The 26,576-nt window shown below is 55.7% G+C and carries 23 protein-coding genes; 16 read left to right on the top strand and 7 right to left on the bottom strand.

The genetic code is table 11. From position 1 onward, the window contains the following. The first annotated feature begins 115 nt into the window (after positions 1–115). From AC0J4F_RS01455 to AC0J4F_RS01440, 4 genes are all read left to right on the top strand, one after another. Entirely contained in the window at positions 116–1,465 is a 1,350-nt protein-coding gene (locus AC0J4F_RS01455; protein WP_473025200.1) for an aspartate aminotransferase family protein, read from the top strand. Then, the gene (locus AC0J4F_RS01450) at positions 1,462–2,547 is read left to right on the top strand and encodes an anhydro-N-acetylmuramic acid kinase (protein WP_473025199.1); all 1,086 of its coding nucleotides are present in this window, start codon (positions 1,462–1,464) and stop codon (positions 2,545–2,547) included. Before AC0J4F_RS01455 ends, AC0J4F_RS01450 begins: the two co-directional genes overlap by 4 nt. A gap of 31 nt (positions 2,548–2,578) precedes the next feature. Then, positions 2,579–3,940 carry an FAD-dependent oxidoreductase gene (locus tag AC0J4F_RS01445; RefSeq protein WP_473025198.1) on the top strand — a complete coding sequence of 454 codons (1,362 nt, stop codon included), beginning with the start codon at positions 2,579–2,581 and terminating at the stop codon, positions 3,938–3,940. A 175-nt stretch (positions 3,941–4,115) separates the two neighbouring features. Beyond that, positions 4,116–4,733, top strand: coding sequence for a GntR family transcriptional regulator (locus AC0J4F_RS01440; RefSeq protein WP_133948623.1), 618 nt, complete (start codon positions 4,116–4,118; stop codon positions 4,731–4,733). 58 nt (positions 4,734–4,791) lie between these two features. On the opposite strand, the gene AC0J4F_RS01435 is transcribed toward AC0J4F_RS01440, so the two are convergent. Continuing rightward, complete coding sequence (locus tag AC0J4F_RS01435) at positions 4,792–5,241, bottom strand: winged helix-turn-helix transcriptional regulator (RefSeq protein WP_473025196.1); 450 nt, start codon at positions 5,239–5,241, stop codon at positions 4,792–4,794. Positions 5,242–5,295: 54 nt separating this feature from the next. Between AC0J4F_RS01435 and AC0J4F_RS01430 the strand changes: the two genes are divergently transcribed. After that, on the top strand, positions 5,296–6,069 hold the full coding sequence (locus tag AC0J4F_RS01430) for a YdhR family protein (protein ID WP_133948619.1): 774 nt from the start codon (positions 5,296–5,298) through the stop codon (positions 6,067–6,069). 228 nt (positions 6,070–6,297) lie between these two features. On the opposite strand, the gene AC0J4F_RS01425 is transcribed toward AC0J4F_RS01430, so the two are convergent. Continuing rightward, on the bottom strand, positions 6,298–7,692 hold the full coding sequence (locus AC0J4F_RS01425) for an L-serine ammonia-lyase (protein ID WP_473025194.1): 1,395 nt from the start codon (positions 7,690–7,692) through the stop codon (positions 6,298–6,300). A gap of 236 nt (positions 7,693–7,928) precedes the next feature. Between AC0J4F_RS01425 and kynU the strand changes: the two genes are divergently transcribed. Continuing rightward, positions 7,929–9,149: a kynureninase gene (kynU, locus tag AC0J4F_RS01420; protein WP_473025192.1), complete on the top strand. Its 1,221-nt coding sequence runs from the start codon at positions 7,929–7,931 to the stop codon at positions 9,147–9,149. Here kynU and AC0J4F_RS01415 read toward each other — a convergent pair. Continuing rightward, on the bottom strand, positions 9,142–11,235 hold the full coding sequence (locus AC0J4F_RS01415) for a putative bifunctional diguanylate cyclase/phosphodiesterase (RefSeq protein ID WP_209002318.1): 2,094 nt from the start codon (positions 11,233–11,235) through the stop codon (positions 9,142–9,144). The genes kynU and AC0J4F_RS01415 overlap by 8 nt on opposite strands. Before the next feature lie 725 nt (positions 11,236–11,960). Here AC0J4F_RS01415 and AC0J4F_RS01410 point away from each other — a divergent pair. The 9 genes from AC0J4F_RS01410 to hemP all read left to right on the top strand — a co-directional run bounded on the left by AC0J4F_RS01410 (position 11,961) and on the right by hemP (position 20,175). After that, positions 11,961–12,731: an ABC transporter ATP-binding protein gene (locus AC0J4F_RS01410; RefSeq protein ID WP_133948614.1), complete on the top strand. Its 771-nt coding sequence runs from the start codon at positions 11,961–11,963 to the stop codon at positions 12,729–12,731. Beyond that, positions 12,728–13,435, top strand: a complete 708-nt coding sequence (locus tag AC0J4F_RS01405; protein ID WP_473025191.1) for an ABC transporter ATP-binding protein — start codon at positions 12,728–12,730, stop codon at positions 13,433–13,435. Before AC0J4F_RS01410 ends, AC0J4F_RS01405 begins: the two co-directional genes overlap by 4 nt. 5 nt (positions 13,436–13,440) lie before the next feature. Continuing rightward, entirely contained in the window at positions 13,441–14,313 is an 873-nt protein-coding gene (locus tag AC0J4F_RS01400; protein ID WP_133948610.1) for a branched-chain amino acid ABC transporter permease, read from the top strand. A 14-nt stretch (positions 14,314–14,327) separates the two neighbouring features. Continuing rightward, a complete protein-coding gene (locus AC0J4F_RS01395) occupies positions 14,328–15,290 on the top strand; it encodes a branched-chain amino acid ABC transporter permease (RefSeq protein WP_420338800.1) in 963 nt (320 codons plus the stop codon). A gap of 91 nt (positions 15,291–15,381) precedes the next feature. Next, positions 15,382–16,587: an ABC transporter substrate-binding protein gene (locus AC0J4F_RS01390; protein ID WP_133948606.1), complete on the top strand. Its 1,206-nt coding sequence runs from the start codon at positions 15,382–15,384 to the stop codon at positions 16,585–16,587. 104 nt (positions 16,588–16,691) lie between these two features. Continuing rightward, the gene (locus AC0J4F_RS01385) at positions 16,692–17,870 is read left to right on the top strand and encodes a BaiN/RdsA family NAD(P)/FAD-dependent oxidoreductase (RefSeq protein ID WP_133948604.1); all 1,179 of its coding nucleotides are present in this window, start codon (positions 16,692–16,694) and stop codon (positions 17,868–17,870) included. Positions 17,871–17,967: 97 nt separating this feature from the next. After that, a complete protein-coding gene (locus AC0J4F_RS01380; RefSeq protein ID WP_166672689.1) occupies positions 17,968–19,005 on the top strand; it encodes a LacI family DNA-binding transcriptional regulator in 1,038 nt (345 codons plus the stop codon). A gap of 136 nt (positions 19,006–19,141) precedes the next feature. Further along, complete coding sequence (gene rirA, locus AC0J4F_RS01375; protein ID WP_082428869.1) at positions 19,142–19,606, top strand: iron-responsive transcriptional regulator RirA; 465 nt, start codon at positions 19,142–19,144, stop codon at positions 19,604–19,606. A 356-nt stretch (positions 19,607–19,962) separates the two neighbouring features. Continuing rightward, positions 19,963–20,175 carry a hemin uptake protein HemP gene (gene hemP, locus AC0J4F_RS01370; protein ID WP_040451480.1) on the top strand — a complete coding sequence of 71 codons (213 nt, stop codon included), beginning with the start codon at positions 19,963–19,965 and terminating at the stop codon, positions 20,173–20,175. Between the two features lie 2 nt (positions 20,176–20,177). Here hemP and AC0J4F_RS01365 read toward each other — a convergent pair whose 3' ends face one another. From AC0J4F_RS01365 to betI, 4 genes are all read right to left on the bottom strand, one after another. Then, positions 20,178–21,485 (bottom strand): adenylate/guanylate cyclase domain-containing protein, encoded by a 1,308-nt coding sequence (locus tag AC0J4F_RS01365; RefSeq protein WP_166672688.1) that lies wholly within the window; start codon positions 21,483–21,485, stop codon positions 20,178–20,180. A 151-nt stretch (positions 21,486–21,636) separates the two neighbouring features. Then, entirely contained in the window at positions 21,637–23,100 is a 1,464-nt protein-coding gene (betB, locus tag AC0J4F_RS01360) for a betaine-aldehyde dehydrogenase (RefSeq protein ID WP_133948603.1), read from the bottom strand. Between the two features lie 50 nt (positions 23,101–23,150). Then, complete coding sequence (gene betA, locus AC0J4F_RS01355) at positions 23,151–24,809, bottom strand: choline dehydrogenase (RefSeq protein WP_473025189.1); 1,659 nt, start codon at positions 24,807–24,809, stop codon at positions 23,151–23,153. 19 nt (positions 24,810–24,828) lie between these two features. Then, a complete protein-coding gene (gene betI / locus AC0J4F_RS01350) occupies positions 24,829–25,431 on the bottom strand; it encodes a transcriptional regulator BetI (RefSeq protein ID WP_473025188.1) in 603 nt (200 codons plus the stop codon). Positions 25,432–25,629: 198 nt separating this feature from the next. Between betI and AC0J4F_RS01345 the strand changes: the two genes are divergently transcribed. Then, positions 25,630–26,574, top strand: coding sequence for a choline ABC transporter substrate-binding protein (locus tag AC0J4F_RS01345; RefSeq protein ID WP_473025187.1), 945 nt, complete (start codon positions 25,630–25,632; stop codon positions 26,572–26,574). Positions 26,575–26,576 lie beyond the last annotated feature (2 nt).

Below are 26,576 nucleotides of genomic sequence, written 5' to 3'. Positions count from 1 at the left end.
CAGCCCTTCCCGTTTGAAAGGAAAGGTTCTAGCTTGGGCATCAGCCGGGGCGGCGGAACTGAGTTGCTCTTGGCTTTCAAGTCATTATCGATCCAGAAGGTCTCAGAGGCGGTTCATGACGCAGCTCCCAAATTCCCTTGAAGCCCGTGATGTTGCGGTTCAGCTTCATTCCTATGCAGATGCCCGGAAGCAAGAAGAGACCGGGTCACTTGTGATCGAAAAGGGCGAGGGGATTTACGTCACCGACATCAACGGCAAGCGCTACATTGAAGGCATGGCTGGACTTTGGAGTGTTGCCGTCGGTTTCGGCGAAAAGCGTTTGGTCGATGCTGCCGCCCGCCAGATGGAAAAGCTGCCCTACTACCACACATTTACTTATAAGACGCACGGACCGTCGATCGAGCTTGCCGAAAAACTGATCGAGATGGCGCCGGTGCCGATGTCCAAGGTCTACTTCACAAATTCCGGGTCCGAGGCCAATGACACGGCGCTGAAACTGATCTGGTACCGGTCAAATGCGCTGCGCCAGCCGGAGCGCAAAAAGGTAATCTCGCGGATGCGCGGATATCATGGCGTGACGATTGCGTCGGCCAGTCTGACCGGTCTTCCAAACAACCACCGCTCTTTTGATTTGCCCCTGCCGCAAGTCCTGCACACAACGAGCCCGCATTACCGCAGCCAGAAGAAAGACGGTGAAAGCGAGGCGGATTTTGCAAAGCGCTGTGCCCAGGATCTGGAAGATCTGATCCTCGCTGAAGGCCCTGAGACAATCGCGGCCTTCTTTGCAGAACCCGTCATGGGGGCGGGCGGTGTGATCGTTCCGCCGGACGGGTATTGGGAGGCGGTTCAGCCTGTTCTGAAAAAATACGGCATACTGTTTGTCGCCGACGAGGTCATTTGCGGGTTTGGCCGGACCGGAAACATGTTCGGGACCCAGACCTACAATCTGCAGCCTGACATCATGACCCTGTCGAAGGCGTTGTCATCCTCGTATCAGCCGATCTCGGCGCTCTTAATCAATGACAACGTCTATCAGCCGATTGCGGACGAGTCGCACAAGATTGGTGTCCTTGGTCATGGTTATACCGGTAGCGGGCATCCTGTTGCGGCAGCGGTTGCCCTGGAAAACCTGAAGATCATTGAAGAGCGCGATCTCGTTGGCAACGTGCGCACGATGGCGCCACTTTTTCAAAAGCGACTCGCCGGTCTGGCGCAAAACCCGCTGGTGGCTGAAACCCGGGGGATCGGGCTCATCGGTGCGGCAGAGCTTTATCACGAGGCGTTGGCGGAGACGCCCGGTGCCTTGGGCGCCCGGACAAATGCGGTGTTTCTCGAAAAGGGCCTGATCTCGCGTAACATGCTGGACGCCATGGCGTTCTGCCCGCCGTTGATCATCACCGAAAATCAGATCAATGAGATGTTCGACATTGCGGAGGACAGCCTCCAGGCGGCAGCGCTTCTATGACCGATTGGTCGATTGTCGGCACGATCAGCGGCACATCGGCCGACGGCATTGATCTGGCTGAGATCAAAACCGACGGACACCAGGTGAATGCGTTTGGCCCAGCTGAGACCATCAGATACCAGCCGGAAACGCGAATGCGTGTTCTGGAGGCTGCGGCGAAGAAAGGAACGGGCCGTGAGAATTGGCCGAACTTGGCTCGTGCCGTGACCGAAGACCATGTCGAGGTTGTTGGGGCATTTCTTGGGAAACACGCTTTGGTGCCCGACGCTGTCGTCTTTCATGGCCAGACCGTGTGGCACGATCCGGACGCAGGTGAGACCGTTCAGCTCGGTGACCCGCAACTGCTGGCGGACATCTTGAAGGTCCCTGTGATCGGCGACGTTCGTTTGGCGGATATGGCAGCTGGCGGTCAAGGCGCACCGCTTGTTCCGGTCTATCATCAGGCGCTCGCGCGATCTCTTGTCGGCGGTGAGCAGGAACCGATCTGCTTTTTGAACATCGGCGGTGTGTCCAATCTCACATTTATAGATGGCGATACCCTGCACGCATTCGACATTGGGCCGGGAAATGCGCTGCTGGATGATTGGATCCGGCGGCATGGGGCTGGTGACTATGATGCTGGTGGTGAGATTTCGGCAAAAGGCAAAGTTTCGGAAGACCGCCTTGCTGATGCTCTATCCCATCCGTTTTTGTCGGAGGCTGGACCAAAGTCATTGGATCGATATAGCTTTTCCGGAGATTTCGTTGAAGGATTGAGCCTTGAAGACGGCGCGGCAACACTTTTGGCGTTCACGGTCGGCACCATCTCAATGGCAGAAACACTTTTGCCAAAACGTGTAAAATCGTGGCTGGTCTGTGGTGGCGGGCGCCATAATCCCGTGTTACTCCGCCGATTACAGGATGAGCTGTCCGGTGACGTCGTTTCGGCGGATGTCTACAACATTGATGGCGATGCGCTTGAAGCACAGGCGATGGCGTTTTTGGGCGCGCGGTGGCTGGCCGGATTGCCGACAACCTTCCCGGAAACGACCGGAGCCAGTGGCCCGGTGATTGGCGGACGGCTCTACCACCCCGGAGAGTAAGTTCCGCTTTTCAAGAGGTTTTGGAGGCATCGTGAAGACAATCACGGAACCCGCGCGCGAAATTGACGTCATTCATGAAACCGATGTTCTAGTGGTGGGCTCTGGCCCGGGCGGCCTGTCTGCTGCACTTGGCGCCGCGCGCGCCGGCGTTGATGTGACGCTTGTGGAGCGTTTCGGCTGTTTGGGCGGAAACATCACGGCAGTGGGTGTCGAGGGCTTTGCCTGGTACCGTCACGAGAAGACCGTTGATACGGAGGGTGTCGGCCGAGAATTCGAAAGCCGTGCGCGCGAAGCCGGTGCAACTACCCCGGAACCGCAATCGGACAGCGACGCGATCGATGCTGAGGGCTTCAAGCTGGTCGCCGATAATTTGGTCGAGGAAGCCGGTATCCGGCCGATGATGCATCGTGCCTTTGCGGCTCCGATCATGGATGGCAACGAGATCAAGGGCATCATTACCGAAAGCAAGGCCGGCCGCGAGGCGATCCTCGCAAAGCGCGTGATTGATGCAACCGGCGATGCCGACATTGCCTACCGCGCCGGCGCTGAGACACAAAAAACGCCGGTTGAGGAAATGCAGGCGGCCTCCGTCATGTTTTCCATGAACGGTGTCGACAAGAAAAAGTTCATGGAGGCGGTCAAGGCCGATCCGCACACCTACAAGGACTGGGAAAGCGGCGAATGGACGGTGGAAACCACCGGCAAGGAGGACAAGATGTTCTCGCCATTCCTGAAGAAGCCGTTCAGGCAGGCTCTGGAAGCGGGCATCATTCCGGCTCATCTGCAGACCATTTCCGGGACCTGGGGCGCTGTCTATGACAGCGGTGATCTGACTTATCTCAACCTGGTGCACTTGCCGGAGTGTGACGGGACCGATCCGGATTCCATGACGCGCAACGAGATCGAGGGCCGCCGTCAGGCCATGCTTGCGGTTCAAGCTCTGAAGCGCTATCAGCCGGGCTGTGAAGACGCTAAGCTTCGGAATTTCGGGATGACCATCGGTATTCGGGACACCCGCAAGATCGGGGCTGTCTATGACATGACCGGCCACGATGTTCGCGAGCAGGGCCGGTTTGATGACAGCGTCGGCATCTTCCCGGAATTCATCGACGGCTACGGCATCCTGATCCTGCCGACCACGGGCCGCTATTTCCAGTTGCCGTACCGCACGATGGTGCCGAAGGGTGTCAAGAACCTGCTCGTTGCCGGGCGGGCTACCGGAGGCGACAAAGTCAGCCATGCGGCCACGCGGAACATGATGTGCTGCACGGTCACCGGTCAGGGCGCGGGCGTTGCCGCGGCAATTTCCGTGAAACACGGCATCGACCTGGATGCGATGGATATTTCCCTGCTGCAAACCGAATTGAAGCGTCAGGGCGTCCGGCTGCACTGAGCCCGATTCCAAAACGCCCAGTGCTCTCCTGTGCTGTCCCGGCCTCGCGCCGGGACCACAAAGCCATGGCCCCGGTTCAAGACCGGGGCAGCGCGTTTCATTCACACAGCGCGTTTCCGTGTTCTGCCGACCATCGTGCTTGGCATAAGCGCTTCCGCAGGCTATCAGATTTGGCATGAACGGATCTGAAATCTATCACCGGCTGATCGGCCTCATCGAAGAACGCACGCTCAAGCCGGGCGACCGGTTGCGCGAAGCCGATCTTGCCGAGAGTTTCGGTGTGTCCCGTACGCCGATCCGCGAGGGATTGAAGCGGCTTGAAGCGCAAGGCCTTGCCGTACATGAACCCAACCGGGGGATGGTGATCCCGACGCTCGATCACAACCAGATCAATGAAGTCTATTTCATGCGGGAGGTTCTTGAGGGAACAGCCGCGGGCCTTGCGGCAAAACACGCCTCGAAACCGGAAATCGAAATCCTTCAGGATTTGGTGGATGCGGACCGTAAACGGGTCACCGATACGGACAGCCTTGTCCGGTCAAACCGGGAGTTTCACAGGCGCCTGTGCCTTGCCTCGCACAACCGCTATCTCGTCGATCAGATCGAGCATTTGCGCCTGTCCCTGATACTCATGGCAGGAACAACGCTCGACACACCGGAGCGCCGTGAAACGGCTGTCGAAGAGCATGCGGCTGTTGTGACCGCCATTGCCGACGGCAACTCCGAGGCTGCTGAAGCTGCTGCCCGGCTCCACATCGCCCACGCCCACAAAACCCGTCTGCAGCAAATTTAGCGGCCTTTGGTCTTTGCGCTGACCTTCTCTGCAATGGATTGTTAGCGTGCGGATAACTTCAAGGAAGTTTGCCGTTTTGCACACTTGCGGTGAAGGTCTGTTTGTCCGCTCTGACTTTTTTCAGTGTATCGGTCATCGCATGCGCGGCCGTGTTATATTTGCCGCTCCATAGAATGATTTCAGCAATCACCGGCGCCAAATCGCGGGCCTTCTGCGTCAGCTGATAGACAAAGCTGCGCCGGTTTTCCGGATCCTGGTGTTTTATCACCATGCCGTTTTCTTCCAGATGTTTCAGCCGCTGGGCCAGAATATTTGTGGAAATACTCTCCCATCCATCCAGCAACTCGCCATAAGTTTGCGCCCCTTTAATGGCCATGTCGCGGATGATGAGCAGGGTCCATTGATCTCCGAAAACGTTCAGCCCAAACGCGATTGGACAGCCGGAGTCATATTTTTCGGAGTTTTTAGTCATGTGAAAAAAAGTAGCTAAAAAACTTGCAAAAAGCAAGTTAATCGCGCATATGGGATAACTTGCAAAAAGCAAGTGAATATGGAGGGCGAAATGAAAGCAGGAAATCAGCAGGACGAACCTATGGCTGAAACCGGGCTATCGCGGAGGGAAATGATCGTCGGGTCTGCAGCAACCGCTGTGGCCGCAAGCATGCAACCATCAATTACAATCGCGCAGGAGATTTCGAATATGACGCCAAAGGCATTTGTTTACACGGAAGTCGCGATCTCGGTCCCATTTGCCGATGCTCCGTGGCAAAAAATCAATGACGCCATTCGCGAGCAACCGGGTTTCTTGAACAAGACCTGGCTGCAAGGGCATTCGACCCAAACCATTGGCGGCTTTTATGCTTTCGACAGTATCGGCAATGCGAGAAAATTTGTGACCGGATACTTCCCGACAGAACCCCGATCGTTTGGGGTTGCGCACAACACCCGGATCTTCGACGCAGCTGTTGTGGAAGATGCCAGCCTTGATCTTGGCGCGGTGCATTTCGGTGGTTCCAGAGAACGCAAACCCGGCGCGTTCGTTTACACTGAACTTCAATTCTCCAAGCCGTTTGAGGAGTTTGACTGGCGGGCCCGGAACGGGGCGTTGAAGCAAGTCACGGGTCTGCAAAACAAGGTTTGGCTCAGTGGTTTTCAGACTAATACGCTTGGCGGTTTTGACGCATTCGAAACACAGGATCAAGCATTGGATTTCGCGATCAATCAGTTCCCTGAAACGGCGGCAGACGTGGGTTGCGCGTTTTACACAAGGGTGTTTGATGCCGCGATTACTGAGCAAGCCAGTCGCGAGATGAACTCACCGTACTACTTAGGATAAAGTATTCGGGAGTTTTATCAAAAACACCCAAAGATGCTCGAAAACAAAAAGAGCGATCAGCTTTGGGCGTGAAACCGTTTCAGGTTTAACGCCCGCTGATATAATCGCGCCGGGTCCGTCTGCTCCACGCCTTACCTGATTTCTTGCACTGAAATCACAGGCTTCAATGCATAAACCTGGGGCACTGGAGTTTGTTGAGCGCACCATGCATTGAAACCAGCGACCAGTTCAGCATTCCACGATGTTGACCGCCAGACCGCCTTTGGATGTTTCCTTGTATTGCTCCATCATGTCCATGCCGGTTTGGCGCATCGTCTCGATACAGCCATCAAGGGGAACAAAGTGCGAGCCGTCGCCGCGCAAAGCCAATGAAGCCGCCGTTACGGCTTTTACCGCGCCGAGTGCGTTGCGCTCGATGCATGGCACCTGGACGAGGCCGGCAATCGGGTCGCAGGTCATGCCCAGATGGTGTTCCAGGGCAATTTCAGCCGCATTTTCGATTTGCTCATTGGTGCCACCTAGTGCTGCGCAGAGCCCCGCTGCGGCCATGGCGGACGCTGAGCCGACTTCACCCTGGCAACCGACTTCGGCACCAGAGATCGAGGCATTCGACTTGATGATGCCGCCAATCGCTGCAGCTGTGAGCAGAAACGTGCGAATGCCATTGGCGTCCGCGTCGGGGCAATGGTCAAGATAGTAGCGGGTGACCGCCGGAATGACGCCAGCAGCGCCATTGGTCGGGGCCGTGACAACCCGCCCTCCGGCGGCGTTTTCTTCGTTGACTGCCATGGCATAGACACCCAGCCAGTCGACGACATTGTGTTCAAACGGAGGGTTTGAGCGGCCTTCTTTGAGAAGCTTTTGATAGATGTCAGCAGCCCGTCGCTTCACCTTCAAACCGCCTGGAAGGATGCCGGACTGAGTGATGCCGCGATTGATACAAGCGTCCATTGCAGACCAGAGTTTGTCGATGCCTGCCTCGACCTCTTCCTTTGTTTTGTCTGCACATTCATTCTGCAGTTTCATCTCCGCAATGCTCAGGCCATGTTCCTGGCCCATCTCCAGCATTTGTTTGGCGGAGGCGAACGGGAAGGGAACTTCCTGCCGGGCGAGCTCATTGACCGGTTCGTTGGTTGTCTTGCGTAGTTCTGCTTCGCTGGCGACGAAGCCACCACCGATAGAATAAAAGACAAAACTGTCGAGTACCGAGCCGTCGCTGCTAAGAAGATGAAAGGTCATGCCATTCGCATGGAGCGGCAACGAGGGGCCGTAGTCAAAGATCACGTCCTTTTCCGGATGGAACGGAAGGTCAAAGAGACCGTCGATCCGCAAGCGCTTATCTGAAGCCAGTTTCTCCAGCATCGGTTCGACTTGATCCGGGTCCAGCGTGTCCGGAGTTGCGCCCAACAATCCAAGGCACACCGCCTTGTCGGTGGCGTGTCCCTTTCCGGTGAATGCCAAAGACCCATGAAGCGTTACCGTGATCCGTGACGCCGACCGGCATACGGTCGGGTTGGCCCTCAGACGATCAACGTAGCGGTGAACCGCTACCATCGGTCCGACAGTGTGTGAACTGGAGGGGCCGATACCGATCTTGAAAATATCAAAAACGCTGATGAACATCGTTACAGAGTGCTCTTACCTTTGCCGGGAACCGGTTGTGTGACAGATGAGGCGCAAACTATCAGGTCTCACCGCCCAAAATGGCAGTATAACGAGCAATTCTGTGTTGATTGCGACATTTTCGAAACGACTGATTTTCCTGTGAACATCGGCTTGGGGAAACAGTTGTTCCGTTAGTTGCCCTTTGATAGCGTGCGGCTCCCAACAAATCACACCAACTGGTATAAGAGATCCATATGCAATCCCAGCACCCTTCTGACAAAAATGACGTCCTTCGCAAGAAGAAGGATGCATTCAAGATACCGGAAGGCGTGATCTACCTGGATGGGAATTCGCTTGGTGTCCTGCCGAAAAATGTCCCGGCCCGGCTTGCCGAAGTTGTCGAGCAGGAATGGGGAACGAGCCTCATCAAGTCCTGGAACGAATACAGCTGGTTCGATCTGCCACTGCGGGTCGGAGATCGAATTGGCCGGCTGATCGGCGCGCCTGAAGGCTCAGTTGTGGCGTGCGACAGCACTTCTGTAAATGTGTTCAAGGTGCTCGCAGCGGCTCTCTCTCTCCGGCCGGACCGGAAGGTGATCCTGTCCGACAACGGGAACTTTCCAACAGATCTCTATGTGGCGTCCGGCTTGTCCGAGTTGCTCGACAAAGGTCACGAGTTGAGGGTCGTCGCGCCCGAAGACATTGACGGCGCTATAACCGAAGAGGTCGCGGTTGTTATGCTGACGCAGGTCGACTACCGGACGGGCCGTTTGCACGACATGGCTGCGTTGACGGAAAAGGCTCACCAAGCGGGTGCGCTCGCGATTTGGGACCTGGCGCATTCAGCAGGTGCGATCCCAGTCGATCTGGAAGAGGCAAAAGCGGACTTTGCCATTGGATGCGGGTACAAATACCTCAATGGAGGACCTGGGGCACCAGCGTTTCTTTATGTGGCTGAAGGTCATCAGGACAAAGTGACATCCCCGGTCACGGGTTGGATGGGGCACGAGGCTCCATTTGCTTTCGATCTCGATTATCGCGCCGTCCAAGGTGTGAACCGCATGACGGTTGGAACGCCGGCGATCCTGTCGCTGTCCAGCCTTTATGCCGCTTTGGACGTCTTTGAAGATGTCGACATGGCTGACATCCGGAAGAAGTCCATCTCCTTGAGCGAATTGTTTATCAAGGAGGTAGAGGAGAAATGTCCGCAGCTGACACTGGCGAGCCCGCGCGATCCGGAGACCCGCGGCAGTCAGGTCTCGTTCCGATTTGAGGAGGGGTATGCTGCCATGCAGGCGTTGATTGCGCGTGGCGTGATTGGCGATTTCCGGGCACCGGATGTGATGCGTTTCGGCTTCACGCCGCTTTACCTGTCTCATCAGGACGTGGTCGACGCCGTTGCGATCCTTGCGGACATCCTTGAGACGGGAAGCTGGGACCGCCCGGAATTCAAGAGGCGGGCAAAAGTCACTTAGTCGGTATGTGCGCCTGACTTTCCAGGAAGCCCAAGAACCGGTCCTCCGGGACCGGTTTTGAATAGAGGTAGCCTTGGAACCGGTCGCAGCCGTTTTCTGTTAGCCAGTCTCTTTGTTCGACCGTCTCAACGCCTTCGGCGACCACGGTGGCGCCCAATGCGTCTGCAAGGGAGAGGATCAGTTTCACGATCGCCCCACCGTTCGAGATGTCATTGATGAACATCCTGTCGATTTTAATACCGTCGATCGGATAGTTATAGAGATATGCAAGGTTCGAATAGCCGGTGCCGAAATCGTCAATGACGATGCTGTAACCGATGATCTTGAGTTCGTTCAACGCGGTAAGTGCGTCCGGGATCTCGCCTAGAACGACATTCTCCGTAATCTCCAGGATGATTTTCGTAGGATCGCAGCCATAAATATCCGGCAAATCCATCATGAGCGCGGTGAATTCCGGATCGGACAACTGCCAGGGCGAGACATTCATTGAGATCGAGATGTCAAACCCGCGTTGCTGGAACCGAGTTTGTGCCTGCGCGACGCTCCTGCAGACCCACGCGCCGATCCGATTGATCAAGCCGGTGTCTTCGGCAAGCGGAATGAACTGATCCGGTGGAACAAGACCTTTTTCTGGGTGAAGCCAGCGGATCAACGCTTCGGCGGATACAGTTTCGCTGGAGGCGGTCAACGCGATCGGTTGGAAGTAGAGCGCGAACTCATCCTCTTCGATCGCTCGTTCCATATCTTTTTTCAGTGCAAGATTTTCATCCCGCCGGAGCCGCATCGCGTCATGAAAGCGGACGCATTTCTCCTTAGAGTCCTGCTTGGCCTGATAAAGGGCCAAATCTGCGTTCCGGATCAGGTTGTCGATAGAGCGGCCGTCCTCTGGATAATGTGAGTAGCCGATACTCAGACTCACACTGCGCGGGTGACCATCGATCATCTGCTGATAACTGAAGCTTCCGAGCAACGATTTGCCGAACCAGCCCGGACCTTCGGCCTCCGGGTCCTCAAGGTGACAGATGAGAAATTCATCGCCGCCCAGGCGAGCAACGATGTCCTGAGGACCTGCAATCTCTTTCAGACGGTTACCAACAAGCTGCAGCAAGGCGTCCCCGGCGGCGTGGCCCATCGTGTCATTGATGGCTTTGAAGTCGTCCAGGTCGACGAGATATAATGTAGCCGTCAAACCCTTTGTCGCCGCATCGGCGAGCAACTTTGACAAACGCTCAGTCAAATAGGTGCGGTTCGATAGTCCGGTGAGGGCATCATGGCTCGCCAGATACTGGGCCCGCTCCTTTGTTTCATGAAGCTCGGTAACGTCTATCTCACTGACTAGGTAAGCTGGCTGGCTGGTAACCGCATCGCTGCAAGGACGTACAGTCAGTTCATGCCATCGGTCGCCCTGGCTAGTGCGCACAAGCGCGACGAGGCGTGCATTCCGTTCTTTATCCAACCGCTCCTTAAGGTGCAGGATGTCTGCCGGATTTTGAAATTGCTGATAGAAGTTCGTTTCAAGATCCACGCAAGCAGCCCGTGCTGCTGTGTTCCGGTAAAGTGGAGAGCCGTCTTTCGTAAAGAGCGAGATCATCACGGTGGTGTGCATCAACGCTTCGGCGCTTCGAAGGGTTTCTGGCTGTTGTTCGTGATGGTCGCGCGCTTCGCACAGCATTGCCATGCGCCCGTCGTTTAGGATGATGCCACTTAGAGTGACCTGAAGAACCCGGGCTTTTCCTTTGGGATAAAGTGTCCAGATCTCGGAAACACTCACGTCCTTCTGAGTGAAGTCCTGCCGGTATTGTTTCAGCCGTTGGTCCACGGAATGAGACATGTCGGATGCCATATCTCTGGCCCGTAACTCTTCCAGACTTGGCGCGCCAGTGATTTCCAAAGCCTTTTTGTTGGCCCAAATTATTCTTTTTTCGTCGAAATCAAATATCCAAACACCGGTGTCAAGCCGGTCATAGATGCTTGTAATCAGGCGGGCATCGAACCTGAGATCGGTGATTGCTATTCCGGCATGTTCAGACTCATCTGTGGAGTGCCGCACAATCTTTTGGAGTTTAAGTTGATCGGACAGGGTCATTCTCCACGCCATGCATACGCATTGCAAACATCGTCCAACTCGACAGTTTAACCACCTGCAATCTAGGATTTAAAAACCAACATCCGCAGGACTGACAATGTCTCAAACCGGATGAGAGATGGCTTCTTGCTAAGCGGCTGTTCCTAATGGATGTATTTAATAATAGGTAAGAGTGGTGAAAATTCTCCTAACTCCATGATGTTAAATCGCAAAAAACAGTGTGCATGATTGGCGTTGTATCTGCACTAGTTGTGTTGACCGCAATTGAGCGTGCTTATCCTTGTTTTCCCGAACACTAGCCTCGGTCGCTGGTTTTTCGTTTTCCAGCAGATGCTTCTCGCTAAACGCGTATTCTCAAGACGGCAAAGGACCGTGGTGCTGCGGCTTGACAGCCCAGCGATTTCCCATCCAGGATTTGTATGAAACAATTGGGTCTCGGCTTTGCTATTTGATTTACGCCTGTTTGCTCTGTTCCCGCTGTCATATCTTTTGACTTGGCGTTGAATACGGATCAGCTGTACCAAAACGCCTCGATAATCGGAAAAACTTGCCTTTTCTGGTGCAAAGTGCGGTTTTTATGAGTTGATTGATCTGTCAATGAAGCTAGAAGGATTGGGGCCGCGCCAAGGAAGTATGGCGGCGGATCCTTTCGTGGATCTTGCGCGACAATCAAAGCGGCCAAAGGAAAATAAGAAAGACCGCTTGGGGGGCGGCGAGGAGCTTTGATGCTGGAGCTAGATCAGCTCGTAATGGATTTTAGTGGGTTTCGGGCGGTGAACGGCTGCTCGTTTCGGGTGGAAGAAGGCAGTATCACCGGTCTGATTGGCCCAAACGGTGCAGGTAAGACCACCCTGTTCAATCTGATCGCAGGTGCGCTGCAGCCTACAAGCGGCACGATCCGTTTTCTGGGCGAAGATGTGACGCCATTGGCCAGCCATGAACTGTTTCACAAGGGGCTGGTACGCACGTTCCAGATACCCCACGAGTTTCACAAACTTACAGCGCTTGAAAACCTGATGATGGTCCCGCCGTCGCAGCCGGGAGAAAGCTTGTTTTCGAACTGGTTGTCCTGGGGCAAGGTGAAGTCGACAGAAGCGCTGGTTGAGAAACGGGCCTACGAAACACTCGATTTCCTCGAGCTTTCTCATATCGCGCACGAGCCGGCAGGAAACCTGTCGGGCGGCCAGAAGAAGCTTCTTGAGCTTGGTCGGACAATGATGACCGACGCAAAGCTGGTTTTGCTTGACGAACCAGCCGCTGGTGTGAACCGGACCTTGCTGCGCAAACTAGAAAGCAAGATCGAGCTTTTGAACAAGGAGCGCGGTTACACATTCATCCTGATCGAACATGATATGGAAATGATTGAAAAGCTCTGCGATCCCGTGGTCTGTATGGCAGAGGGCAAAGTGCTGATCGAAGGTGATTTCCAGACAGTGCGTTCCAACCCGCAGGTTCTGGAAGCGTATCTTGGTGAGACGACAGGAGATGCCGCATGACAGCTCTCCTCTCAATGGAGGCCATCACTGGCGGTTACGGTGATGCCAATATCCTTGAAGACGTCTCGATGCATGTGATGGCGGATGAAATCGTCGTCATTGTTGGCCCGAATGGTGCCGGCAAATCGACGGCGATGAAATCGGTGTTCGGCCTGCTCAACATCCGCGGCGGTAAAATGATGTTCGATGGTGATGACATCACCGGATGGGCGCCTAACCGCATTGTTCAGCGCGGGATCTGCTATGTGCCTCAGGTGGACAACATCTTCCGCGAGATGTCGATCCATGAAAACCTGGAAATGGGCGGGTTCTTGAAAAAAGGCGACCTCTCGGCCGCTTATGATCGCGTGTATGCGCTGTTCCCCGACTTGAAGGAACGCAGCAAGACGATGGCGGGCAGCTTGTCCGGCGGCCAACGGCAAATGGTTGCGATGGGCCGGGCATTGATGCTGGATCCAAAGCTCCTGCTGTTGGATGAGCCGACCGCAGGTCTCTCTCCGAAATACATGGAGCAGATCTTTCAGATCTGCCGCGACGTCCGGGACACGGGTGTTGCCATTCTGCTCGTGGAGCAGCATGCAAAACAAGCGCTGGCATTTGCCAATCGTGGCTATGTGCTGGCAGCCGGTAAAAACCGTCATGAAGGCTCAGGGGCCGATTTGCTGGCTGACCGCGAGGTCGCCGAGATGTTCCTGGGGGGCTGAGCGGTATGGATTTGTTTGAACTTCTAAACTTTTACGTCATTCCAGGCATCGTGCTCGGATCGATCTATGCGCTTGGCGCGGTCGGAATCACGTTGATCTTCGCGATCCTGCGCTATGCGCACCTGGCGCACGGCGATTTGGCAACACTTGGTGCTTTCATAGCTTTGGCAGTGGTCACCACTCTTGGCGTGTCGCCGCTCGCAGCATTGCCTGTCGCGATCATCGCAACTGCCGCCGTGGCCGTTGGCATCGACAAGGTGTTTTATGACCACCTGAGAGAGCGCCCAAAGATCGTCACGGTGATGGCATCGCTCGGCATTGCGCTCATGATCCGGGCGGTTGTCCAGGTCGTCTGGGGTGTTGATACGGAAACCTATTCGCGCGGCATTGTCCGACCGGAAAACTACTTCGGTCTTCGGATCCGGGACCGCGAGATCTACACAGTGATCGCAATGCTGGCGCTGGTCGGCGTCCTCCATGTATTCTTGACCCAGTCCAAATGGGGCAAGGCCATGCGGGCCATGTCCGACAACCCGAACCTTGCGCTGCTGTCAGGGATCGACAACCGTAAGGTCATCATCCTGACATGGGTGATTGCCGGTGGTTTGTGCGCTGCCTCGGGCTTCTTCCTCGGACTGAACACTGAGCTGAAGTCCATGATGGGTTGGCACATGCTTCTGCCCATGTTCGCAGCGGCCATTCTTGGCGGTGTTGGACGGGTTGAGGGGGCTGTTCTTGGTGGTCTGATCGTCGGCATTGCCGAAGAGCTTTCCGTGCTGGTCATCCCGAGTGAGTATAAGGCTGCGATGGCCTTTGCGATCTTGTTGTTCATGCTGCTTGTGCGCCCGACCGGGTTGCTCAAGGGCAAGGTTCTTTAAGGGGAGGGCACAAGATGGAATTTCTGGGTCTTGTAAATTACGCTCTCTTCATGGCGATTTTCATTGCTATCTACGCCCTTTTGGCACTCGGCTTAAACATCCAGTGGGGCTTTGCCGGTCTGTTCAATGCCGGTATTGCGGGTTTCTTTGCCGTTGGGGCCTACACCTCGGCGATCCTGACAACAGAAGCCGTAGACGGCCGGATCGGCGGGTTCGATCTTCACTTTGTCATCGGTTGGATCGGAGCCATGATCGCTGCGGCGCTGGTGGCTTGGCCGATTGGGAAAATCTGTCTGCGCTTCCGTTCTGATTATCTCGCGATTGCCTCTATTGGGATTGCTGAAATCATCCGTCTGGTAATCAAGTCGGAACCGGCGCTGACCAACGGCGCGCGCGGCATTCCAGGGATCCCGCGGCCGATGAGTGACATTGGTTATATGGAATCTCAGGTCGCTTATCTCATCATCGTTCTGGCAGTCTTGATTGCCGCGTATGTGCTGGTCGAGCGTCAGTTCAACGCGCCATGGGGCCGGATGATGCGCGCGATCCGGGACAATGAAGATGCCGCCAAGGCGATGGGTAAGGATGTGGAATTCCGCCGCCTGGAAGCCTTTATCTTTGGCGCAGCGCTTATGGGGCTGGGGGGAGCACTGTTTGCGCACTTCAACCGCTCTATCACACCTGAGGCCATTGATCCGATGGTCGCAACCTTCTTGGTTTGGATCATGTTGATCCTCGGCGGGTCCGGCAACAACCGCGGCGCCATCCTGGGTGCAGCGGTGGTTTGGATCATCTGGTCGGTGTCCGAGATTGCAACAGATCGCCTGCCGCATGAATATGCGATCCAGGCCAAATATATCCGCTTGTTCCTCATTGGCTTGATGCTGCAGCTGGTGCTGCGGTTCCGGCCGGAGGGGCTGCTTCCAGAGCCGCTCAGGGGCGACCAGCGGAGTGCAAAAGGCGGTGCGGACCGCTAGGCCCGCGCCAGGGTGGCGCAACCCTAACGGGTTGTGCTACCCAAGACGTTCAAAAGACCCGGCAAAGACCGGTTAATGAGGAGGTACTTTCATGAAAACCAAGCTTCTGACGCTTGCTGCTGGCCTGATGACGGCAACAGCACTTGCCACCGTTCCGGCGAAAGCCGATGTGAAGATCGGCCTGATCGGCGGTGTCTCCGGCCCGATCGCAGCGATGGCTCCGGCCATGATCGACGCAGCGCAACTGGCTGTTCAGCAGGTCAACGAGCAGGGCGGTATCGGCGATGGCGAAAAGCTCGTCGGTGTTGTCGGCGATAGCGCGTGTAACCCGCAAGGCGGCACGGACGCTGCGACCAAAGCTGTCAATATCGAAGGCGTTGCTGGTATCGTTGGTCCGCATTGCTCCGGCGCCGTTCTGGCAGCAGCCGGTTCCGTCACCATTCCGGCTGGCGTAACCTTGGTCACACCGTCCGGTACGTCCCCGGAAATCACAAACCTTGAAGACAACGACTCGGTTTTCCGGACCGTTCCGTCTGATGACTACCAGGGCCGTGCACTGGCGCGTACTCTGAAAGACATGGGCTATGGCAAGGTTGCGGTTGCTTATCTCAACAACGATTACGGCACGGGTCTCGCAAACGCATTCAAGACCGAGTACGTCGATGCGCTCGGCGGTGAGATCACACAGTTCGCAGCGCACGAAGAAGGCAAAGCGTCCTACCGTTCAAACCTTGCTGAGCTTGCCAAGGGCGGCGCCGACACGCTGGTCATCTTCGACTACGGTGACGGCACTGGCCTCACCATCCTGCGTCAGGCTCTGGAAAACGGTTTCTTTGAAAAGTTCGTTGGCGGCGACGGCATGAAGTCCGACGCAGTCATCAATGAGCTTGGTGCAGAGAACCTCGCAAACTTTGTCTCTTCTTCTCCGGTCGGTGAAAAGTCTGACTCTCTGGACATCTTCAACGAAGCCTTCAAAGGCGTTGGTGGTGATCCGGACGCGATCTTTGCAAACACTTCCTATGATGCAGCTTTCTTGCTGGCACTGGCATTGGAAAAAACCGGTGGCAAAAAAGAAGGCGTTGGTGCTGCTCTGAGAGAAGTCTCCAACGGTGAAGGCGAAGCGATCCGTCCAGGTGAGTGGCAGAAAGCAAAAGAGCTGATCGCTGCTGGTACCGCGATCGACTATAAAGGCGCTGCTGGCGACCATAACTTCGACGCAAAGGGCGATGTTCCGGGCACCTTTGCTCTCTTTGAAGTTGGCGCTGACGGTTTCGAAGTTGTGTCCGAAATGAACTAAGCTTCTTCTTTTGAGAAGTGAGTTTTGTAAGCCGGCGGTCCGAAAGGGCCGCCGGTTTCGTTTGGACTCTGGTAAGCGAGAGTAAACGCTGTATAACCGCCGCTATGCGTGATCTGGATGTTCTTGTGCTCGGTGGCGGTGCCGCCGGATTGATGTGTGCGATTGAGGCGGCCAAGCGGGGCCGTCAAGTATTGGTCCTAGACCATGCCAAGCGGCCGGCAGACAAGATCAGGATCTCCGGCGGCGGCCGCTGCAATTTCACCAACCTGCATTGCTCACCGGCCAATTTCCTTTCCCAAAATCCGAGGTTCTGCGTCTCGGCCCTGAAACGCTACACCCAGCAGGATTTCTTGGGACTTGTCGAAAAACACCGGATCTCCTGGCATGAGAAAACGCTGGGTCAGCTTTTTTGCGACAACTCCGCCAAAGACATCATCCAGATGCTTTTGTCCGAGTTGGAGGCAGCTGGCGGTGTTTTGCAGTTGGAAACCTCAATCTCGGCCGTGAGCAAACCGGATGACCGCTTTTCCGTTGCAACATCGAAAGGCCCGATGCGGGCCAAGTCTCTTGTTGTCGCAACCGGAGGGCCGTCGATCCCGAAGATGGGCGCGACCGGATTTGGATATGACCTCGCCCGGCAATTCAGTCATGATGTCATTGCGCCACGCGCAGCGCTGGTGCCGCTGACATTTTCCGACGCCAACAAGGATTTGTGCGCTCGTCTGTCAGGCGTCTCGGTTGATGCAGAAGTCAGTTTCAAACAGACCACGTTCCGCGAAGGGCTGCTGTTTACCCATCGTGGTTTGTCCGGTCCGTCCATCTTGCAGATTTCATCCTATTGGGAAGAAGGCAGGCCGATCTCTGTGAACCTTCTTCCCGGGACGGATGTGTTTGACGTACTTCGATCACTGCGATCAGCGACCCCGAAACAGGATCTCAAAACCGGGTTGACCCAGTTGTTGCCATCCCGTCTGGTCGACGAACTGTCGCAGGCGTTTCAGTTGAAGGGCCGTTTGGCGGATTTGTCGGACAAGGTTTTGCGCCGCTGTTCAGAGCAGCTCAACCGCTGGCAGCTGACACCTGTTGGCACGGAAGGTTACCGGACCGCCGAAGTGACGCTGGGCGGTGTGAACACAAAAGAACTCTCCTCCAAAACCATGGAAAGCGCGAAAGTTCCCGGGCTTTATTTCATTGGCGAAGTGGTTGATGTGACAGGGCATCTCGGTGGCTTTAACTTTCAGTGGGCCTGGTCGTCCGGGCACGCGGCCGGTCAATTCGTCTAGATCTCAAAGTGCTTAACCAGCACAATATTCCGCATTGCACCATTTCTTGATGACCGTGCCTCATTTCTTGCTATAGTCGCCTGAAAGGGAGGGGCTCTTGAAGCGTGTGACGATCCATGATGTGGCTGAAGCGGCGGGTGTTAGCTTGGCTACGGTCGATCGGGTTTTGAACACGCGGCCCGGTGTGCGCAAGGCGACAATTGAAAAGGTTCGCCAGGCTGTTGAGAGACTGAACTATCAGCCGGATGTCTTTGCAGCGGGCCTCGCCAAGAAAAGCGCCTACCGGCTGCATTTCCTGATCCCGAACGGACCGAATGCCTTCATGGAAGACCTGACCCGGGAAGCCAGGGCGCATGCACGGTCCATGAGTGGCGCGCGTATGCAGGTGCATGTCGAGCCGATTGACGCCTTCGATGGTCACAGGGTGACCGGGACACTCGCCGTTCTCGACAAATCCGTTTGTGATGGTGTCGCCGTGGTCGCGCCCGCGTTTCCGGAGGTGCGCGCGGCTATTGATCGTTTGCAGGACCGCGGCGTCCCAGTCGTGACACTGGTGTCCGATCATCCGGCCTCCGCCCGGCAGCACTTCGTCGGCATCAACAATGTTGCTGCTGGCCGGACGGCTGGTCGGTTGATTGGGCGGTTTTTGTCGAAGGAGCCTGGAAAGATCGCGTTGATTGCCGGCTCTCTTGGGCTAAGAGACCACGCTGATCGATACACTGGCTGCCGGGAAGTGATTGACACTGAGTATCCGCATCTAGAGGTCTTGAAGGTGCGCGAAGGCCGGGACGACAATCGGAGAAACGAAGATGTGGTGCGCAAACTGCTCTCCGAACATCCGGACCTTTCTGCGGTCTACAACATCGGCGCAGGCAACAGGGGCGTGATTGCAGCAATCCGGGACAACGGCCGTGCGGACGATATTGTCTTTGTCGGCCATGAACTCACGCCTTACACCCGCCAGGCGCTTCGGGATGGAATTTTGGATGCCGTCATTGCTCAGGATCCTGGTCACGAAATCAGAAGCGCGATCCGGGTGCTCAAGGCACTTTGCGATGGGGTGCCGATCATCGAAGATCAGGAGCGCATTGGTATTGATGTTTTTCTCAAGGAAAATCTGCCGGAAGACGTTTAACTGGCTGCACGACTGAGCGGTCGAGTACATGAGGTGTCCCTGATTGCGGGAAATTTGCCATAGAAACCGCAAAACTTGGCCATTACACTCCAAATTTAGGATTGACCTTTTCAGTCCGCAGCCGCATATCTAACCCATGCGTTTGACACAACAGACAAACTATGCCGTCCGCGCACTTATGTATTGCGCGGTAAATCCGGACAAGCCGAGCCGGGTTGCAGATATTGCAGCCAGCTTTGAGATGTCCGAGACGCACCTGTTCAAGATCATGAAGGTGCTGGTCGATGCCAATTTGATCCGGACCATTCGTGGCCGGAACGGCGGTGTTATGCTGGCCCGCCCTGCGGAAGATATCTCTGTCGGCGAGGTTGTTCGGGCGGCAGAAGAGAGTTTTCTCCTTGCCGAATGCTTCGACTCAGGCCGAAAAGACTGTCCTTTGATTATGTCTTGCGGCTTCAATGGACTGTTGCATGAGGCGCTCGAGGCCTTTATGGAAGTGCTCGATGCAAAGTCCATTGCGGATCTCTCTGAAGACCGGTTTGGCATGCGCACGCTTCTAAACATCGAATCTACTGAACGTCCGGTCGCAGCGAACGCCTGATCATTTTCGACCTGCTTCAAACAAATAAAGCCGCCCAAAGGGCGGCTTTATTTGTCTGTTCTGTCGGTTTCCCTTTTGAACAAAGCCTAGCTGGCTGACCGCTGAGGGAGAGGAGAGGGCGGTTGGCTTGCCGGCATTTGGCACCCTGTCGAGACAGGGGACCTGTCTTCGAAGAACCAGAGGACGCGATTTCCAGTTCCTTTCCGATCAGGCATTGCCTTCATAGGAAAACTTGAGTATGAGTGTCAAGTATAAAGTGGAGTTAAAAACTCAGCTTATAAGAATCATTTCGAGACAGCGCTGATTTTGGCGAAAAACAGCGCAACTGATCACTCACCAAGAGATGGATGATAGCCATGACGCCTTCGACAAACAGCCGCAAACAACGTTTGTCCCTTTCCATGCCGGGCGCCCGGCCGGCATATACGAAGGTTCCGGTATCGAAGGGAAAACCGCAGCTCAAATCCGATGACCTGTTCAGTGGCACCCGGGAGATAAACATTCTCCACAATGACGACACCTATCGGTTGACCATTACGAAACAGGGTAAACTGATACTGACGAAATGATCTTAGTTCACCGCCATATCGTGTGTCGGGGCTGAGTAGATCGCGACGGGGCTACCGACGCCGCGTAACTCATGATCTCCCATCGGATCAAGGGCAGATTGTAACCCGGTCGGCAAGGCCGACCGGACTGGGTCGGTCAGGAGAAGCGTTTTTCCAAGCGGTTTGCAAAGTGATTCCACACGGCTTGTTTCATTTACGGCGCGGCCAATCACGGTAAAGTCGAGCCGCTCTTCGCCGCCAACATTTCCGAAAAACACCTCACCCATGTGAAGGCCAATCCCGATCTTAAGGGGATGCCAAACGGCTGGATCGGGGAGGCCTTCCGGAGGCGTTTCGTTGAATTCATCAATCGCTGACAGGACTGCCCGTGCCGCCTTGACCGCAGCGTCTGCCGCCGCTTCCCGGCCCAGGGCCTTTTGATCGAAAACCGCGAGAACGCCGTCCCCCATGAACTTCAGAATTTCTCCCCCGTGCGCCAGTACGGAGGTTGATACCCGGTCAAAATAGGCGTTGAGAATGGCGGTTACTTCAGGTCCGCTCATCCTATCGGCGAGTTGGGTGAAACCGCGCATGTCGCTCATGAAGACAACAGCATCGATTGCCTCGCCATCACCGCGTTTGATCTCACCGTCCAAGACCCGTTGACCGGCAATCGGCCCAAGATAGGTATCGGCGACGTTCCGGGCGATGCGCTGAACAATATGCCGTTCAACATGCAGCGCGAACAGTTCGATGACGGACCGTATCCGCTCTTTATCGCCATCTTGAAAACCGCCCTTGCGCGTGGTCGCGAGGGTCATGGCGTTATTCATGGCCCCGGCTGCGCTGAGGGGTATGGCGACGTAATTCGTGTAGCCCTGTTCAGCCAATTCCGTCATGATTGGAAAAGCGTTGAGACCCTCATCGGTCTCAAGATCCACTTTTACGAACTCCCCCTCTGCCATCACCTTGTACAGCGGGTTACGCGTAAAGGCTTCATGCTGGATGGCATTGGCATCTGCAGCGATTTCATCGCAAAAACCGTCAAGCGCGCTCCAGAACCAGGAAAACCCGATCACACGCGGGTGCAGGGTGCCAACATGGAGAGTGGCCCGGTCAATTCCGAGATTGGCTGCATGGCAACGCCACATGAACTCCTCGTACATCAACATCACGTCCTTGATGCTGGTCGCGTCATTCAAAAGCCAGCTTTTAACATCTTCGAGCGTCTGGTCAGACGGTGCGCAGGTTGCCCCCCGGCTGGAGCGGGCCAAAAGTTGTACACTCGCAGCATACGTTCTAGGAGAGGGATCGAGGGCGTGACGGGTCATGAATATCCGGTTGGTTCAAAGGCGGTGTCTATTATCTGGACGGTTTTGCTGGAAATTCAATTGGCAACAGACGCGCCTGCTGGCGGTCGAAACAAAAACTCCCCGTTCATTAAGAACGGGGAGCACACTGATTGAACAAAGCGTCGTCTGATTAGAAAGCGGCTTCGACACCACCCATTTCAACATAAACGCTTTTGATCTGGCTGTAATACTCGATCGCCGCGTGACCGTTTTCACGGCCCATACCGGATTTCTTGTAGCCGCCAAACGGCATTTCGATCGGTGTCAGATTGTAGGTATTGATCCAGCATGTGCCCGCCTGCAGTTGATCAATTACCCGATGCGCGCGTTGGATGTCTTTTGTAAAGACCCCTGCGGCCAGACCGAATTCGGTATCGTTGGCGCGGGCAATGACATCGTCTTCATTGTCAAAATCGAGAACGCTGAGCACCGGCCCGAAGATTTCTTCTTGTGCAATCCGCATGTCGTCCTTGACGTCGGCAAAGACGGTGGGTTGGACGAAATATCCGTCCGGAAGGCTTTCGACTTTGGCCGCGCCGCCACCGCAGACAAGACGTGCCCCTTCATCTTGACCGATCCGCATGTAGGACAGCACTTTATCGAGCTGTGCCTTGGAGACGAGCGGGCCGATGCTGGTCGCTTCATCCAGCGGATCACCGAGGACTGCATCGCCGGTTCTTTCGGCAAGACGTTTCAGGAATTGTTCCTTGATGGCGGTATGCACAAAAACGCGCGTACCGTTGGAGCAGATCTGGCCGGTTGAATAGAAATTCGCGTTGATCGCAGCTGATATCGCGTTTTCGATATCCGCGTCATCAAAGATGATCAGCGGTGACTTGCCACCGAGTTCGAGCGTTGTCTTCTTAAGGTACTCACCGGCGAGAGCTGCCACCTTTGCACCTGTCGGAACAGAGCCGGTCAGCGAGACTTTTGCAATATCCGGATGGGCCACCATCTTGGCGCCAACGTCGCCAAACCCCTGAATGACGTTGAAAACGCCGGCCGGAAGACCGGCTTCCGTCAACGCTTCAGCCAGCTTGAGAGCGCTGAGCGGTGTGACTTCGGATGGCTTGAAGATCATCGCGTTGCCGCAGACGAGGGCGGGTGCTGCTTTCCAGCACGCGATCTGGATCGGGTAGTTCCACGCGCCGATCCCGAAGCAAATGCCAAGCGGTTCGCGCTTTGTATAGGCAAAAGATCCGCCGAGATCGATATGTTCACCGGTGAGCGTTGCCGCGAGCCCGCCATAATACTCGAGGCAGTCAGCACCTGAGGCTGCGTCCGCGATTAGGGTTTCCTGAAGCGGTTTGCCGGTGTCCAGCGTCTCCAAAACCGAAAGCTCATGGTTCTTTTCCCGAAGGATCTCGGCTGCCTTGCGCAGGACACGGCCACGTTCTGCCGGAGGCGTTGCGGCCCAGACCTTCTGGCCTTCCTTGGCTGCGGAAATGGCTGCTGCGATGATGGCATCATCTGCAGGATGGATCTTTGCGATGACCTCGCCTGTTGCCGGGTAGAGGGAGTCAAAGGGCGTTCCGCTCTGGCTTTCCGTGTAGGCTCCGCCGATGTAATGGGACGCTTTCGGTTGGGCGCGCATGAAGGGCTCCTGCTTGTCGTGTCTTGGGTCCGGTTCGTACCGGATATGCGTTAGCGCTGGCTGGTTTCCCAAGCCGGGTTGATCCAGGGTTCCTGATTGGACGCAGGAAGCGGCGTCTTGCCAAGGATATGGTCAGATGCTTTCTCGCCGACCATCAGGGATGGCCCGTTCAGATTTCCATTGGTGATCTGCGGGAAGATGGAGCTGTCCGCAACACGCAATCCCTCCACGCCGATCACCCGGCATTCCGGGTCCACCACGGCCATTGGGTCATCTTTGGCTCCCATTTTACAGGTGCAGCTCGGATGATAGGCGCTTTCGACGTGTTCCTTGATGAAGGCGTTCAGGTCTTCGTCGGTCTGAACATGATCTCCAGGCTGGATTTCCTTGCCGCGGTAAGGCGCAAAGGCCTCCTGGCCGAAGATTTCGCGGGTCAGGCGGATGCAGGTGCGGAAGTCATCCCAGTCCTCTTCATGAGACATGTAGTTGAAAAGAATCGAAGGTTTCGAGCGCGGATCATTCGAGGTCAGACGGATCCGGCCGCGCGACTTGGATCGCATTGGCCCGACATGTGCCTGGAAACCGTGTCCTTCGGCTGCAGCTTTACCGTCATACCGGACGGCAAACGGCAGGAAATGGTACTGGATGTCCGGGTACTTCACACCCGCCTTGGACCGGATGAAGGCGCAGCTTTCAAACTGGTTGGACGCGCCAAGGCCATTCTTGAAGAACAGCCACTGGGCGCCGATTACGGCTTTGGAAATCAGGTTCCAATGTTTGTAGAGCGTGATTGGTTGGGTGCAGGCCTGTTGGAGGTAAAGCTCCAAATGGTCTTGCAGATTAGCACCGACGCCTGGACGGTCTGCAACCACATCGATGCCTAGTTCAGACAGGTGATCCGCAGGACCAATGCCGGATTGCATGAGGATCTTTGGAGAGTTAATCGCCGAGGCCGACAGCACAACCTCGCGAGCCGCATGGGCGATTTGGATTTCGCCCCCGACTTCAAACTCTACGCCCGTCGCCCGGCCGTTTTCGATTATGACCTTCCGGACGAAAGCGCCCTTGATGAGATCGAGATTTCCGCGGTTCAGAGCGGGCTTTAGATAGGCATTTGCAGCGGACCAGCGGCGGCCCTTGTGGACCGTCATTTCCATATCGGCGAAACCTTCCTGGCGTTCACCATTGTAGTCTTCGGTCACACCATAGCCGGCCTGTTCGCCGGCATCTTTGAATGCCCGGAAAAGCGGGTTCCATTTGCTGCCACGCTGGATGTGCATCGGGCCATCGGTGCCGCGCCAGCCGTCTTGGCCGCCGTGGCTGGTTTCCATCCGCTTGTAGTAGGGAAGGACATGACGATAGCCCCAACCTGCGGCACCCATTTCCTCCCATGTATCAAAGTCGCAGGCATGGCCACGCACGTAGACCATTCCATTGATCGAGGAGGAGCCGCCGATCACTTTACCGCGCGGTGTTGCGAGGCGCCGGCCATCCAGATGCGGCTCCGGCTCGCTCTCAAAACCCCAATCATAAAGGGACATGTTCATCGGATAGGAGAGGGCTGCGGGCATCTGAATGAAGGGGCCCGCGTCGGTTCCACCAAATTCCAGAACGAGAACACGGTCCTGCGGATCTTCGGACAGGCGGCTGGCGAGGGCGCACCCGGCCGATCCGGCACCAACGATGATGAAGTCGAACTGGTTCGTCATGACAAGTCTCCGGGCCGCGTCACTGAAACGGGCGCTGTGCGGTCGCGGCCGCAATCTGTGTTTCAACGTAGTCTTCAACCAAGGCGATGGCCGCCTGGCGGTCGGTTCTGCTGTCACTGAGCGCCTGGCGGATCCAGACGCCGTCAATCATGGAGGCGGTTCCCTCCGCAAGGCGAAGAGCATCTTCGCGCGGAACAAACGCCTTGAAGTTGTGCGTCAGGTTGGATGCAAGCCGCGCCGCGTAGATTTTTAACAGGCGCCGGTTGCTCGTTGTGGTGCGGGATTGAACATAAAAAGCCAGCCATGCAGCAATGACCGCAGGTTGAAACTGGTCCACGGCAAAGTTGCCCGCGATGATCGCCGATATGCGTTCCCTTGGCGTTGACGCCTTGCTCAGGCCTTCCTGAATTTCACGCCCCAACTCGGTAAGCAAGTGCCGCATCGTGGCTGCAAGTAATTGATCTTTCGAGCCAAAGTAATGATGGACAAGGCCGCCCGAAACACCGGCGCGCTTGGCGATTTGCGCCATCGTGACGTCGCTGTAACCGCGCTCATGAATAGCATCAACGGTTGCATTTATAAGGCTCCGGCGCCGCTCTTCTTCCATCCCGACTTTGGGCATTGTGCTCTCCAGATTTTCCTAATTCCTATTTTTAATTGATCGATCAATCAATGAAAACTTGCAAAATTCTCTCTAGAGTGTTTCCATTTCGGACATACCGGCTGCTAAGAGAGAGATGGCTCGGCAGAAATGCGGAGCCGCGAAGAAAAATTCAAGCGGCTGAGACCAGAGACTGAACTAAAAAGGGGAACTTCAAATATGAAACTCACAACCAAACTTGTAAGCGGTCTGGCTCTCGGATTGATGATGACCGGAACTTCCCTGGCCGCCGAGCCGGAGAGCTGCAAGACCGTTCGCTTCTCTGATGTTGGTTGGACCGATATCACCGCAACCACTGCGGCTACCACCGTTGTTCTCGATGCGTTGGGCTATGACACTGAGATCAAGATCCTGTCGGTTCCGGTAACCTACGCATCTTTGAAGAACAAGGACATCGACATTTTCCTCGGCAACTGGATGCCGACCATGGAAGGCGACATCAAGGCATACCGCGAAGACGGCTCTGTCGAAACCGTCCGTGCCAACCTTGAAGGCGCCAAGTATACGCTCGCCGTTCCGCAATACACCTACGATAAGGGCCTGAAGAGCTTCCAGGATATTGCGAAGTTCAAGGACGATCTGGATGGCAAGATCTACGGCATCGAGCCGGGCAATGATGGCAACCGTCTGATCATTGGCATGATCGACGAGAACCTGTTTGGCCTGGAAGGTTTTGAAGTCGTCGAGTCCTCTGAACAAGGCATGCTGGCGCAGGTGTCCCGCGCTGAAAAGCGTGACAAGGACATCGTCTTCCTGGGCTGGGAACCGCACCCGATGAATGCCAACTTTGACATGGCTTACCTCGAAGGTGGCGATGAAATCTTTGGCCCGAACTACGGTGGTGCAACGGTCTATACCAACGTGCGGGCCGGCTACACCAGCGAGTGCGCCAATGTCGGCAAGCTGCTCAACAATCTCGAGTTCTCTCTTGCGATGGAGAACGAGATCATGGGCGCAATCCTGAACGATGGTGAAGATCCGCAAAAAGCAGCCAAGGCATGGCTGAAAGCGCATCCTGCAACGTTCGAAGCTTGGCTTGACGGTGTCACCACATTCGACGGCGGAGAATCCATTGCTGCTGTCAAAGGCGACCTTGGTCTTTAACA

It is taken from the genome of Roseibium sp. R5, from assembly GCF_055755305.1.
Note: the sequence above shows the minus strand (reverse complement) of the source record. Positions and strands in the feature narration are given on the sequence as shown.